The organism is Calothrix sp. CBUCES-K 9914 (assembly GCF_059640475.1).
Genome location: NZ_JBXXZH010000238.1, coordinates 1 through 14519, shown reverse-complemented (window position 1 = coordinate 14519; position 14519 = coordinate 1). Strand labels below are relative to the sequence as shown.

Below are 14519 nucleotides of genomic sequence, written 5' to 3'. Positions count from 1 at the left end.
GTATACAATTAAGTAATATTATTCACAGGCAAGATTTTGAAAACGGTGAGTTTCGACTTTGGGGGAGCTACGATGGTAACAAGCTGCGGCAAAAATTAGGGATGACTGAACAAGAATTTCTCAAACAAATCAAAGTTCAGTTTGAAATTGACCAGAATCTTCAGCTGAACCTATTATTAGTTCGCGGCAAAGCACAACGTTTAATTCCATCTCATATAGAAAGTATTGACGTGGGTGCAGCTATTAATGCATCAGGTATACGCGAAACGCCAACGTTATTTGCTGATGGTAAACTAAGATGGACTATTGCAGTTGGGCACCCAGACCAAGAACTGAATAATGGCGATATTGCAGTTAATGTACTTGAGTCAGCAAGCGTAGACCTTGCAAACGGTTATTATTTAGTATATCAAGCTAACAATACTAAAAACAACAAACCACTAGAATTATTTCGCTACGAAGCTGGTAACGCATCACAACAAGGAAGTGGTTTAATTAGTGACCCCTTACCCGCTTTTCCAAGAAGTGACAAACACAGCTTTTATATTTATCACGAAGACAGCGAAACTGGCGCCAAAAAATGGATAAGAGTTGGCGAATTAAAAAAACCGCAGGTCACAACAGATTATCCATGTCAATACCGCGTTACCCTCGACGAAAAAGGTATTTTGCGAATGCATACGGGAGAAGTTCCCTATTGGAAGTCTAATAGTGAAGAATGTCTCAAACAAGAAGGATGCGTTTTTCAGGCGCCGTTAGAATTACAAAAGAGCGAAGTCGATAAAGAACGTGACCCATTTTGCGGTTTACACTAACACCCTTTTCAAGACTAAGTGGGGCTATGCCCTACCTACAAAGATTTATTTTATTATGAACCGCAAAGACGCTAAGAACGCTAAGAAAGAATAATAGTTAAGGGGAAAAATAATATATGGAAAATATTAGCAAGCTTTTGAAGACAGAAAACTCTGAGTTAGCACGGTTATTACAATTTAGTTTGTATGGTGTAGAAGCAGCTTTAAAACAAGCTTTAACAAAAAATCCAAATGACCCAGCAGCAGATTTATGTGAAGGCGCCTTACAAGAACTTAACACTCTTCTACATCCACCAACTGAGACTATAGATAATTCTAACTTAGCAGATATTCTTCAAATAGCACCCGACCCGATACTAACAAACGAATTAAAATTAAGGCGCCTCCAAAATGAGTTTAACTCTGATAAAGATTTAGCTCTATATTTAGGAAATACTCTTCAAAGTCAAACTGACTCCGATTTATGGAACGAGGTACAACGCAAGCTGCTTAGAGTTCCAGAAGATTTAGCGGTAACTTGGCGCCAGCGTGCTTTAGTAATTGCAGCAGAAGCTGGCGCCCAATCCGATATATCTAATTGTCTTTTATTACCATTTAATGAACATGAAAATATTTATCCTGGATTAAAGGGAAGTATCATATCCAAAGGATTAGGCTTTTCAAATCAGGCACATCTACATCCACAAATTGCTCAGTTAAATTTACAAAATTATCCAGAAGATATACATATTTTAGCTAAGTTAGTATCTACTTGTATAAAATTGATTGATATCGACCCAGATTTGCACCATGCTTTAAAAAGCATTTTTAGCTTTGATGTTATAAATTTGCATTCCAAACAAGAACATCGTTGTCAGTATATAGATGTATTAATAGAAACTTTTTGGCGAGTAATTAAAGTAGAAGAAAGTGCAGATTCATTATCTGCTTTACGTTACTGGATTGATTTAGACGAAGCAATTCACTCTTTGGTTTTTGTACCACCTGCCGACCGCTTCTCTTGGTGGGGTAAAATACAACAAGAAACAAGGCGCCTGTTAAAAAAATTCGTCCAGAGAGCGATAACTGAAGGTCATAACATCCGCATCCGTCAACTCTCAGGTTTTTATGCTGACGTATGTGCTTATTCCAAAGATGACCTACGACTCGAAATAGGAGGAAACCCAGGAGAAGTTTTATCTTGTCTACGAGTATACGCTAAAATCAACGAGCACGAATTTCCCGGAAGAGTACTATTTCGCTCATCACGATAAAACTTATGACTATTGCAAAAAATAAATGTCGCGTAGGATAGGCGTCTCGCCTGTCCTACAATATTTCTTTTAAAATACTTTTTCATTGGAACACTTAATACTGCATTACATCAAAACCCATAATATTCTTACACAATTAGTTGCTTGCCGATAGTTTTTCCTACTTCTATGAGATCGAAGGTTGAATTTTTTCTAAAGAAACCAAACCATTATCCTCAAAATCTATCTCTAGATGATATCCTTTCATCATTGCAGCTCCCAATAAAGGCTTATATCCAGTAGCTAAAACAAAGACTAATTTTTCTATATCATCCCAAACAATTGTTGCTAAATGTATAGATGATAAAACTTGGCTACCGTCAGCTAATATTGTAGGTATAGTACTATGCAAAGGAAGTTGCATTGCACTGACGGCTTGTGGAGGCAAGGTGAGAGTGCCGTTAAATCCAGTATCAATAACAAAATTTAATGAAAAATCTGGTTGCCCAGGTAAACGAAAAATCACCGGAACTGTGGTCTTACCACCAATTAATCGTCCGTTAATCATTCAACTATATGCTCCACAGTACCACCAAAGCCAAATGCAGCATTATAACCTATTCGCATCATAAATAATCTAGCGTTTGGGTTCTTCTCCTTTAACTTTAACCCTGGTTCTATACCAATTTCATCAATTCCATACTCACCAGTCTCAGCGTTTATGACAATCATCTTGCCAATATTGTCACCATGTTCAACTTCTTGACGAATCCCCTGGTCGTAAAATTGTTTAGCTCTCTGGGCAACTTCTTCTACAGTCCAAAAAATAGCCTGCATACTTTCACCTGCTTTTTTACTTTTTAAACAATTATAGCTCTCTTTTGTAAACTCCATAGAAGCACCACCAAAGCTGAATGCAACATCAAAACCTATTCGCATCATATATAATCTAGCATATGGATTTTTCTGCTTTAACATCAACATTGATTCGATGCCGCTTTCATCAATTCCATACTCGCCAGTCTCAGCATCAATGACAATCATCTTGCCAATATTATCGCCATGTTCAACATGAAGACGAATTCCATTTTAACATTTGGGTCTATATTTTTCTGGAGTAACTTTTCTAAAATTCGCATATTTTTACCATTTACTGCTGCATGAATTACAGTACGATTGTGGGATGTGCGAAATTGGGGATTAATCTTTGGTAGCAACTTGTTGACTTCGGAAATATTCTCTTTGATGGCAGCGTGAATCAACTCGATATTTGGGTCATTACTTTTGGGTAAATGGACATTATTCCAGTTTTCTAAATTATCTATATTGACGTCAAACTATTCCGAATTTACTACTATGCTAGATTTGGATGTACTCAATGGTTTACTAGTCGATATCTCATACAAATAAACTCTTACTGGTATTGTACCATCACTACTCCTTCCCTTCGACATCAATTAAAGCATGGGATCAAGCCAAATTTCTGCTTTAAATCGACCATCGGGGGTGATTTTTGTAGAGTGCAAACTGAGACGGAAAGTATCAATAATTTTAGTGAAGAGAAAATGATTTAGAACAAAACCAGTGATGAGAAAACCACTGATGAACAAAATTCGGATATGCCTGGGACGGAATTGAGCAGGAGGTATCATTTTTTGATTAAATTTGGACAAGGGCATGGTTGTAGATCATTTCAGTAATTACTGATAGACTTCCCTAAGCTCTTTGACACTCTCAGCCCGCTTATGGTCTGAGATTCTGCTAACAGGAGACTATCAGGAAGAGGATTCTTACTCGAACCGTTCCAGACTCTTATCCTTGCTGCGGTCGTCAAACACTGCCTACCCAAGTTACTTAGGTCAATGCCTAAGTTTCCGGCTACTTTTCTTAAAATATTCGCTGCACCGTTTAAATCCGAATTGATAATTGAACCATTTGCACACGTATACAAACCACGCGGAAACCTTCTACCAGATGCTGTCCAACCCTCTGGTTTTTCACCATAAACGGGTAGAGTGTCTCCATCTAAATAGCTAGATGCGGACGTGTAAGATTCCTCTGTTACTTGGAATCTAATACCATGCAAATCACACAATTGTTTTAATCTATCTTTGAGTTTACCTAATGGCATTTGAACAAATTTCTGATTTGACAGGCGTCCAATGTTTGCATTAAGTTTAAATCCTTCGTTCCACCCTATTACTAGTGTTCCAATGCCGTATTTTAAGCAGTGGTCAATAATTAGCTTTGCGGCTTTATTAATCCCATCACGCATTTGGTGATTACGTTTACGGGTAACGCGGTCTAGCCAACTATCCCAATATGCTTCGGGTTTACCCTCTTTACGTGTAGCTATTTTTTTGTTCCACAACTGATTCATTGCCTTTAATGCACGGGCATCAATTAGTAAGGAATTGCCTAAAGTATCAACACAGGCTGCTAAATTATCAGGGCTACAAAAATTTATCTTAGAAAGCGGGTAACGCGATTCGAACGCGCGACATCAACCTTGGCAAGGTTGCGCTCTACCACTGAGCTATACCCGCAAAACTCACAATACTTAGTATGTCAGACTGCTTATTTTTTGTCAATAGTTATGAAAAAGATTTTTTGGAACGGGCAAGGATGCCCATTCCACCTTAGTTCCACCTTAGATGGAAAATTGGAGTAGATTTACTCGTTGGCTGGAGATAAGTCGCCAATGGTGGCGCCAATACGACTAGCTGGTAAGGATGAGGAGTTGTTATTAGATTGAGGTAGGTCGGCATGAAGTTGACGCATCAAGCTGCCCATTTCTAACGCGCTCATTGCGTACTCCCAGCCCAAATTACTTTTAATCCCTGCTCTTTCTAGTGCTTGCTGCATTGTGTCGGTTGTAAGAACACCAAATATTACCGGTACACCTGTTTGAAAACTCGCGGCAGCTATCCCTTTCGCAACTTCTGATGATACAAGATCAAAGTGAGGTGTTTGTCCGCGAATTACGGCGCCTAAACAGATTACCGCGTCGTAACGATGGGAAAGTGCAAGCTGTCGCGCGACTACGGGAACTTCAAAACTGCCTGGTACCCAAACATAATCAACCTGCGAACCGTGAGGATTAACATCAATACCATGACGTTTCAAGCAATCTTGACATCCTTCGAGTAGCTTGGTTGTAACCAAATCATTAAATCGACCTATCACCAATGCAAATCGCAACGTATCGGTCTGGGTAAAAGTTCCCTCAAAAACTGTCATGACTGCCTCTTTAACTATATGAATTCAATATATACTTCTAGAACTAACGCAAAAACCGGACTTTTTCAGAAACCAGCTTTTTTGATCATAGCTTCTCAAACAAATCAGCAGAGAAGCGTTAGCCCCTCTGCTTACCGCTACGAAACCTGTAGCTTGCTGTAATTTGTGTCCAATTGGTAGCTTACACTACGAAAAAGTTAAGGACACCAACTAAAATTACAAGGATAAACCACGCTCCTGAACCAATCCAAAGAAGCTTTTTAGACTCTACCCAACTCTGTGGTGTAGCATATGCTACTGGAACCCCAATAACCATAACGAAAGATAGAGCAACTAAAGCAAGCAACGCAAATTGGAATATAAAAGTCATTTTCTTTTCTCCCAAGACAGCTATCTATTAAAGATAAAATATTTTACAACACAAATTTTACTGACTTTATCTAATTGTAAAGTATCTAATTCTAGTCTCGACTCTTAAGTGACTCATTCAGCGTTTATTTTTTTATGAATTTTATTTTGTGCCATACGACGGTGGATTTTGATGCGCTGGGAGCGGCTGTTGGACTGACACGTTTGCTATCGGGTAGTAAAATTGTGCTATCAGGTGGTGCCCATCCGTCGGTGCGGGACTTTTTAGCGTTGTACCGCGATGAATTTGCTTTGATTGAACGACGGTCTGTAAATCCAGAAGAGATTCACTCGTTAATCATTGTAGACGTACAGCGACGCTCACGTATTGGGAAGTTATCGGAATGGCTTGACTTACCCCACTTAGTAGACATTACTATTTACGACCACCATCCTGAAGACAGTGATATAAATGCAACTAAATTTTATATTGAACCAGTAGGCGCCACTACTACGATTATTGCCGAGAAGCTACAAGAAACTAGTATCGAGCTTACAAATTTTGAAGCGACAGTAATGGCTTTAGGTATTCATGCTGATACAGGTTCACTGACGTTTGAGACTTCCACACCTCGTGATGCTGTTGCTTTAGGATGGTTAATGCAGCAAGGCGCCAGCATAGCTAATGTTAACCAATATTTGGAGCCGGGTCTATCACCACAATTACAGCAACTTTTGAAGATAGCACTCGATAACCTGCAATTGATTCACAAAAGTGGCTATACATTAGGATGGGTGATTTTAAAGACAGATGAATTTGTACCTGGATTATCCGGTTTAATATCACAATTATGTTCAATCTCTGAAACTGATGTATTATTGCTAGTGCATGAGTATCCAGCAGGGGAAGGTGATGAGACTCGTTTGACGATTATTGGCAGAAGTCAAATCAAAAATGTTGACTTCAACGAATTATTTCAACCTTTGGGAGGAGGAGGACATCCTCAAGCAGCATCAGCCAACTTACGCGGCGCCAATTCCCAAGTTATTATAAATGAGCTAGTCGAAAGTCTAAAACTTCAAATACCCAAACCTCGAACTGCTAGAGACTTGATGTCTTCCCCTGTTCGGAGTATTCGTCCTGACACGACTATTGCCGAAGCACAAAGAATTTTGCTGCGTTATGGACATTCTGGACTATCGGTAGTTGATACAGAAGGGAATTTAGTTGGTGTAATTTCGCGTCGTGACCTTGATATTGCTTTACATCACGGTTTTAGTCATGCACCTGTAAAAGGTTACATGACAACGAAAATTAAAACGATTACACCTGATACTACTATGCCGGAAATCGAAGCACTGATGGTGACTTATGATATTGGGCGCCTGCCTGTGATGGATAATGGGCAATTATTCGGTATTGTGACGCGCACCGATATTTTACGTGAACTACATAAGAGTGCTGAGTCAAAAGTGCTGAGTGCTGAGTCGAAAAAACTTAGCACTCAGCACTCAGCACTCAGCACTGATTTACAAAACCGTATCAACCCTGTGTTATGGCAGTTATTAAATAAAGCATCCCAAGAAGCAACAAAACGTGGTTGGCATTTATATGTAGTAGGGGGTGCAGTACGTGACTTGCTGCTTGCCCAAAATATACAAAAAGAACCTTTATTACTCAAAGATATTGACCTTGTAGTTGATGGGTTCCATCAATCTGCTGATGCGGGTGCTGGTGTGGAACTCGCTACAGCACTGCAAAAATTGTATCCAAACGCGCGTTTAGATGTTCACGGAGCTTTTCAAACTGCCGCGTTATTATGGCACAAAGACCCTGAACTTGATTCATTATGGGTTGATGTCGCTACTGCCCGTACTGAATTTTATCCTTATCCAGCTGCAAATCCTGAAGTTGAAGCAAGTTCGATACGTCAAGATTTATATCGAAGAGATTTTACAATTAATGCAATGGCATTACGTTTAACTCTTCCACACGCAGGTGAGTTACTTGATTATTTTAATGGGTTACACGATTTAGAAGCTCGACAAATACGTGTTTTGCACCCAAATAGCTTTATTGAAGACCCTACACGTATTTATCGGGGAGTTAGGTTTGCTGTACGGTTAGGATTTACTATTGAATCACAGACCGAAAGTTATATTCGCTATGCAATTAATAGTGGTGTATATGACCGTACTGTACGCGAAAATAGTAAAACTCCTGCGCTTTCAACTCGTCTCAAAGCTGAGTTGAAGTTAATTCTTGAGGCGCCATATTGGAAAAAGGCACTCGAATTCTTAGATAATTTAAGCGCGCTGCAATGCATTCACCCAACTTTAAAACTTGATGTAGAGTTATTACGTCAGCTACGTTTGATCGAACGCTGTTTACAACGTTTTGATAAAGACCAAACTATAATTCATTGGTTGCTTCGTCTTGAAACTATTATCGCTTACTTGGCGCCGGAGTTTCGTAGTAAGGTCGCTACTAATTTACAATTGCCTGACGATAGTATTAAAAGATTATCTAGTTTAAATACTGTACTGGATAATATTGCTGGGTTAGCAAAGTGTGAATTAAAGAGTCAGGTTGTAACTTTACTTAAGAAATATGATTTGGAAACGCTGATTTTAGCCGCTTTACAAAGTCAACGCTCTATTCGTCGCTTAATTTGGCAGTATATTAATGTATGGCGTTTTGTTCAGGTGCCTCTCAATGGTAATGATTTACAAAAGTTAGGATATAAACCTGGTCGAGCTTTTAAGGAAATGCTTGATGATTTGTTATCTGCTACTTTAGATGGTGCTGTTAATGATAAGGTTAGTGCTGAGGTGTTTTTAACGGAAAAATACCCAATTAAATAATTTTTTGACATTTTACCACAGAGACGCAGAATTCACAGAGAGAAAGAGGGAAGAGAGTGTTAGTTTGGCAAGTTGATTTTTATCGTCGTCCCCAAAATCATGAGCAATTGTGGGATTTGTTGATTTGTGATACTCGCGGTAATTTTAAATATGAGGCTTCTTGTCCTCAGTCGCAAGCTAATTCTAATTGGTTAACTTCACAGTTTGGGTTAGCGCGCGCTTCTGGTATACCTAATAAAATACAGGTGTTTCGTCCCCAATGTCTAAGTCTAGTTGAAACTGCCGCGCGGAATTTGAATATTTCAGTTGAAGCTACTCGTCGCACTACAGCTTTGAAACAGTGGTTGAAAGATAAATCTTATCCTGTTGAACTAGAAAAGTTACCCCCAGTTCCTTTACCTGATAATCTTTTAGGTGATAAATGGCGATTTGCTTCGCTTAAAGGTGGTGATGTTGAGGAGTTTCGTGACCGTCGTATTCCTATTGTAGATTTTCCTGATTTTCTCCTTCCTTTTAATTTGGGTTTGGCATCAACTCAACTTGTTCCAGGTGTTGTTATTTATGGTGGTAGACAGTCGATGCGGTTAGCACGCTGGTTACAAGAATCACGTCCTGTTGATTTAAATTATATTGCAGGGGCGCCTGATGGTTTAATACTTGAAGCTGGTTTAGTTGATAGATGGGTTATTGCTACTTTTGATGATAATGATGTTAGAATTGCTGCTCAAAATTATGAACAGCGTAAACAACAAAGTAAAGGGTTACATTTTTTACTTGTTCAGCCAGATGATTCTGGTATGACTTATAGCGGTTTTTGGTTGCTACAGCCAGAGAGTTAAGTAATATTAAGTAATATTAAGTAATATTAATAAAGATTTCAATAAATGTAGAATTAGAAAAAAACTTGTAATCAAGCAAAAAGAATTGAAAAAAATACTTCAAATGCGTAAATAACTGTTAATCTAAAACAGATAATTAAGTTAATTTTCTCCGAAACATCTATCTTTTGGGGAATTGTTAACCTGTGTCTATAGCTGCAAGACTCCCAAAATACAATAAATTAGCAATTGGGTATATGCAATTAAGATATTTTAGAAATTACTATTTTTGCTGTGGTGTGCTTCTATCGTCATTCCTAGTCAGTGGTTGTGGCGCCAAGAAACCCCAAGCAAATGCGAGTGGTCCACCAGCCGCTTTGGTAAAATTACAGCGTGTCGAGACTTCGACTGTAGAAAACAGTACGGAGTTTGTAGGAACGCTCGAAGCAAAGCAGCGTGTTTCGTTAAAACCACAAATCAGTGGACGTATAGTACAAGTCACTGTCGCACAAGGTAACTTTGTCAAACAGGGGACACCAATAATACAATTACGTCCAGAAAGGAATCGAGCATCGGTAGATGCAGCTATCGCTTCGACTGACTCACAAAGAGCAACTTTAGAAAATGCAACTGCACAAGTACGCGCGAATGAAGCAGAAATTAAGCAGCGTACAGCAGAAATTAAACGTTATCAAGCAGATATTGTGAATCGCAATAGCGATGTTGAGCTTGCCAACATTAACTACAAGCGGTCGGAAGAATTAGCATCAGCAGGTGCCGTTCCAAGGCAGAATTTAGATGAACGTCGTGCCCAGCGTAACAGTGCTGTTGCCGCACGTGAAGCTGCGTATCAGTCACTTGCATCAGCACAAAGCGCACTGCAACAAGCGCAGTCTCAGTGGAGAGGTGCAGTTGCGTTAGTAAAACAAAATGAGTCACAACTGAAGCGCGCTCAAGCTGAAACTGCTGTACAGGTAGAAGATTTAAGCTACAACCGAGTTGTAGCTCCTGTAAGTGGTGTTGTTGGTGATGTACCCGTTCGCATTGGTGATTTGGTTAACGTCGGTGATACTGTTACGAGTATTATTCAGAATGATGAGTTGGATCTACGAATTCCAGTACCGACAAATTTATCTGGACAACTGCGTCGTGGACTAGCGGTATCGTTGATCGATCCAAACTTAGGTAAACAAATATCCCAAGGTAGGGTTAATTTTATCGCTCCACAAGCTAGTTCAGGCGACCAAGCAGTTCTGACTAAAGCGCGTTTTCCCAACAGTGACCAGAAGCTACGCGATGGTCAATATGTACGTGCGCGAATCATTTGGAGTCAAGGTGCTGGTGTAAAAGTACCTGCCATAGCAGTTTCTCGCATTGGCGCCCAAGATTTTGTTTTTGTCGCCGAATCTGAAAACAAAAACGGAAAATCACAAATGGTCGCGCGGCAAAAACCAGTCAAACTAGGTGTAATGCAAGGACAAGATTATCAACTCATTTCAGGCATACAACCCGGAGAGAACTTAATTGTATCTGGAATTCAAAGTTTGACTAACGGGGCACCGATTAGACCTGCTGCAACTTAATAAGTAATGAGTGCTGAGTGCTGAGTGCTGAGTTAGGAAACATAGAATTGAGTTAAGAACTCATAACTTTTCACTCCTCACTCCTAACTCCTCACTTCTAACTCCTAACTTCTTACTCAGCACTCAGCACTCAGCACTTTCAACTCTTCTAAACCCATGAGTATTTCACAAAATTTTATTAAGCGACCCGTTCTCACAACGGTCTGCACCATCTTAATTATTCTTGTAGGTGGTATTTGTATTCCGCTGCTTCCTCTAGATAAGTTACCTCAACTTGCGCTCAAGCAGGTTACGGTGACAGCAAATTATTTGGGAACAGATGCAAAGACCGCTGAAGAGAACGTAACAACTGTACTGGAACGTCAAATTAACGGTACGGAAAAAGTTGTTTACATGTCGTCGCAAACGACAAACAACGGTGATACGTCAATAAACGTATCTTTTCCTACAGATATAGATAGGAACACAGCACAAGTACTAGTGCAAAATAACGTTGCTGTAGCTGCTTCTCAGCTTCCTGTTGAAGTGAATCAAACTGGTGTAATTACTCAGAAACAATCACCGACGATTACGATTGCTTACGCGATTTCATCAGAAAAAGACAAGAGCGGAAAGTTTCTTTACGACAACGTTTTTTTGAGTAACTATGTAGATCGTTTTGTTCTTGATGAAATCAAACGAATTGAAGGGGTAGGAAGCGCGCGTATTGTTGGTGAACGAAAGTACGCGATGCGAATTTGGCTAAATCCCTCTGCTTTAGCAGCGCGCGGAGTTACTGCACAAGATGTTACAAGTGCCATCAGTGAACAAAATATTCAAGTGGGTGCTGGACGTATTGGACAACAACCAACTCCAAGTACGCAGCAGTTTGAAATTGCCTTGCGGGCAGTTGGCAGGTTTACGACACCACAGGAAGCTGAAGATATAGTAGTTAAGGTTGGTCAAGATGGTACGCTAACTCGCGTTCGAGATGTTGGACGAGCGGAAGTCGGTGCCCAAGATTACAGTACAACAAATATATTCGATAATGCCCCGGCTGTGGCGCTATTAATTAACCAACTCCCAGGTACTAATGCTTGGAATACTGCAGCACTTGTGAAAACAAGAATGCAGGAGTTATCAAAGAATTTTCCACCTGGATTAAAAGCTACAGTTGCACTAGATAATACTGAGTTCGTTGCTGCTTCTCTTGATGAAGCATTTAAAACACTCTTAGAAGCTGTGTTGCTTGTATTTCTGGTTATCTTTATATTTCTACAGGATTGGAGAACAACTGTTATTCCGTCAATTGCTATTCCAGTATCTTTAATTGGTACGATGGCGTTTGCTTTTGCGTTTGGGTTTACACTCAACCAATTAACTTTGTTTGGGGTAATTTTAGCTACCGGACTAGTAGTAGATGACGGGATTATTGTTGTAGAAGCAATTGCTTTAAAGCTTGGTCAAGGAATGAAACCTTTACAAGCTGCCTTGGAATCAATGGGAGAATTAACGGGAGCAGTAATTGCGACATCACTTGTATTAATGGCAGTGTTTATACCTGTATCGTTCTTTCCAGGTACTACGGGTATTGTTTATAAGCAATTTGCGCTAATTATTGCTTTTTCAATTTTACTTTCGACTTTCAACGCGCTGACATTTTCTCCTGCAATGGGCGCCTTACTAATGCGTCCAGTTCAAGAAGCACATGGACCAATTGCTGCATTATTTAGATGGTTTAATCGATTCTTTGATTGGTTCAAAGGTGGGTATGCTAGTATCGTTGTTTTTCTAATCAAGATTCGTTTACTTGTTGTTCCTGTTTTTATTGCTGGGTTAGTTGCTTCTGCTTGGATTTATATGGTAACTCCCCAAGGTTTTATTCCAGAAGAAGACCAAGGTTACTTTTTTATTATTGGTGAGTCGCCTCCAGGAGTATCATTGAATTACACCAATGATATCGTTGAGAACGTCGAAACAATCGTGCGGAAATTTCCGGAAGTTGAACACGTCAATGGTTTAGGGGGATTTGGGTTTGAAGGAAACGCAACAAATAAATCTCTCTTCTTTGTCAAGTTAAAACACTGGGAAGAACGTAAAAAAGCTAACGAATCAGTTTTTGGTATAACTGGTGCAATTAATAAGGAACTTGCATCAAAAATTTCGGGAGCGCGCTTAATTGCGGTTAATGCACCTCCTGTAGATGGTTTGGGAAGTTCAGGTGGTTTGGAATTCTTCATCCAAAACAAAGCTGCACTACCAATGGAAACACTTATCGATAATTCGCAAAAATTCATAAATGCTGCTCGCAAGCGTTCTGAGTTAGCTGGAGTATTCACACAATTTACAAATAATACTCCTATGCTGCAAATTGCCATCGACCGTAACCAAGCCAAAGCACAAAATATTGCTATCAGCGATATTTTTAGCACGATGCAAACCTATCTTGGCGCCCGTTACGTCAATCAATATGTATTGGGAGGACAACTTTATCGTGTTTATGCTCAAGCTGAAGGAGAATTTCGCTCTAATCCTGATGCTTTAAATAGTTTATATGTACGCTCTCAAGACAAAAAAATGATTCCTTTGACTAGTGTCGTCAAAGCTGAACGAATCAATTACCCGCCAATCGTAACGCATTATAACATCTATCCTGCAATCAAAGTTCAAGCTAGCCCCGCACCTGGTTTTAGTACCGGACAAGCGATGGCAGCAATGGAGGAAGTTGCCGCACAAACACTACAACCTGGGTTTGGATACGAATGGACAGGTACTGCATTTCAAGAACGTTCAGGTGGTGGCGCCGCACCAATAATTTTTGGTTTAGCTTTTGTAGTGGTATTTCTTGTCCTGGCTGCTCAGTACGAAAGCTATATTGACCCGGCTATCATCATGTTGACCGTACCGTTAGCAATTCTTGGTGCTTTAGGTGCAATTCAAGTGCGCGCGAATTTGTTGCAAGCAGGTGGTGTATATCCAGTTGTTAACAATAATATCTATGCTCAAGTCGCGTTAGTAATGCTCATTGGTTTGGCTTCTAAAAACGCAATTTTAATCGTTGAATTTGCAAACCAAATGCACGAAATTGGTATGAGTATTACACAATCTGCTATTCGTGCAGCAGAGGATAGGTTACGCCCAATCTTAATGACTGCATTTTCTGGTTTAGTGGGATTTTGGCCTCTGGTAATTGCTAAAGGCGCGGGCGCCATGAGTCGTTGGTCACTAGGAACAGCTTTGTTTGGTGGTTATTTAATATCCACAGTTTTAAGTTTGTTTTTAGTACCAGTATTGTATGTGGTGATTAAGGATATAGAGCATCGTTTCTTAACGCCTGATAAAGGTGATAAACCCCAAAAACCCAAGCAAGCTAAACCGGAACCTGCTGTTGTGGCTTCCAAAAGTGATGCGGCGTCCCCTGAACAGTTACATTTGAATGTTTCTACACAGAACGAGTAATACTATGCTCAAAAGATTATTTCGCGATTGGAATTTTGATGATTGGATGAATCATATTTTATTTTCACTCGCTGTGATTTTATTGATTTATTCTTTCTTTTTCCACGGTTAATGAATGTAGGGTGGGCACTGCTAGCCCTGTCAAGGTGAGCATGAGTACTACCCATTTATAAGGGTTTT

Annotated in this window: 10 protein-coding genes, 1 tRNA gene and 2 pseudogenes; 6 read left to right on the top strand and 7 right to left on the bottom strand. The window is 39.7% G+C overall.

All coding sequences use genetic code 11. The annotated features are described in order from the left end of the window. Both AC2JBO_RS35265 and AC2JBO_RS35260 read left to right on the top strand, forming a co-directional pair. Positions 1 to 815: pseudogene (locus tag AC2JBO_RS35265) on the top strand (molecular chaperone); the annotation flags it as partial. 116 nt (positions 816 to 931) lie between these two features. After that, on the top strand, positions 932 to 2068 hold the full coding sequence (locus AC2JBO_RS35260) for a hypothetical protein (RefSeq protein WP_496958294.1): 1137 nt from the start codon (positions 932 to 934) through the stop codon (positions 2066 to 2068). Between the two features lie 166 nt (positions 2069 to 2234). Here AC2JBO_RS35260 and AC2JBO_RS35255 read toward each other — a convergent pair whose 3' ends face one another. The 7 genes and pseudogenes from AC2JBO_RS35255 to psbZ all read right to left on the bottom strand — a co-directional run bounded on the left by AC2JBO_RS35255 (position 2235) and on the right by psbZ (position 5657). Then, positions 2235 to 2615: a clan AA aspartic protease gene (locus AC2JBO_RS35255; RefSeq protein WP_496958293.1), complete on the bottom strand. Its 381-nt coding sequence runs from the start codon at positions 2613 to 2615 to the stop codon at positions 2235 to 2237. Next, positions 2612 to 2884: a hypothetical protein gene (locus AC2JBO_RS35250; RefSeq protein ID WP_496958296.1), complete on the bottom strand. Its 273-nt coding sequence runs from the start codon at positions 2882 to 2884 to the stop codon at positions 2612 to 2614. The genes AC2JBO_RS35255 and AC2JBO_RS35250 overlap by 4 nt, the downstream gene beginning before the upstream one ends. A gap of 39 nt (positions 2885 to 2923) precedes the next feature. After that, positions 2924 to 3136 (bottom strand): annotated as a pseudogene (locus tag AC2JBO_RS35245) (hypothetical protein); the annotation flags it as partial. A gap of 604 nt (positions 3137 to 3740) precedes the next feature. Then, a complete protein-coding gene (locus tag AC2JBO_RS35240) occupies positions 3741 to 4514 on the bottom strand; it encodes an IS200/IS605 family accessory protein TnpB-related protein (protein WP_496958295.1) in 774 nt (257 codons plus the stop codon). A gap of 7 nt (positions 4515 to 4521) precedes the next feature. Next, positions 4522 to 4593, bottom strand: a tRNA-Gly gene (locus AC2JBO_RS35235). A 127-nt stretch (positions 4594 to 4720) separates the two neighbouring features. Beyond that, complete coding sequence (gene ribH / locus AC2JBO_RS35230; protein ID WP_496958292.1) at positions 4721 to 5287, bottom strand: 6,7-dimethyl-8-ribityllumazine synthase; 567 nt, start codon at positions 5285 to 5287, stop codon at positions 4721 to 4723. Between the two features lie 181 nt (positions 5288 to 5468). After that, a complete protein-coding gene (gene psbZ, locus AC2JBO_RS35225) occupies positions 5469 to 5657 on the bottom strand; it encodes a photosystem II reaction center protein PsbZ (protein WP_496958291.1) in 189 nt (62 codons plus the stop codon). 134 nt (positions 5658 to 5791) lie between these two features. On the opposite strand from psbZ, the gene AC2JBO_RS35220 reads away from it, so the two are divergent. The 4 genes from AC2JBO_RS35220 to AC2JBO_RS35205 all read left to right on the top strand — a co-directional run bounded on the left by AC2JBO_RS35220 (position 5792) and on the right by AC2JBO_RS35205 (position 14339). Next, a complete protein-coding gene (locus AC2JBO_RS35220; RefSeq protein WP_496958290.1) occupies positions 5792 to 8500 on the top strand; it encodes a CBS domain-containing protein in 2709 nt (902 codons plus the stop codon). 56 nt (positions 8501 to 8556) lie between these two features. After that, complete coding sequence (locus tag AC2JBO_RS35215; RefSeq protein WP_496958289.1) at positions 8557 to 9339, top strand: Tab2/Atab2 family RNA-binding protein; 783 nt, start codon at positions 8557 to 8559, stop codon at positions 9337 to 9339. Between the two features lie 236 nt (positions 9340 to 9575). After that, entirely contained in the window at positions 9576 to 10901 is a 1326-nt protein-coding gene (locus tag AC2JBO_RS35210) for an efflux RND transporter periplasmic adaptor subunit (RefSeq protein ID WP_496958288.1), read from the top strand. A 156-nt stretch (positions 10902 to 11057) separates the two neighbouring features. Next, positions 11058 to 14339, top strand: coding sequence for an efflux RND transporter permease subunit (locus tag AC2JBO_RS35205; RefSeq protein WP_496958287.1), 3282 nt, complete (start codon positions 11058 to 11060; stop codon positions 14337 to 14339). Positions 14340 to 14519 lie beyond the last annotated feature (180 nt).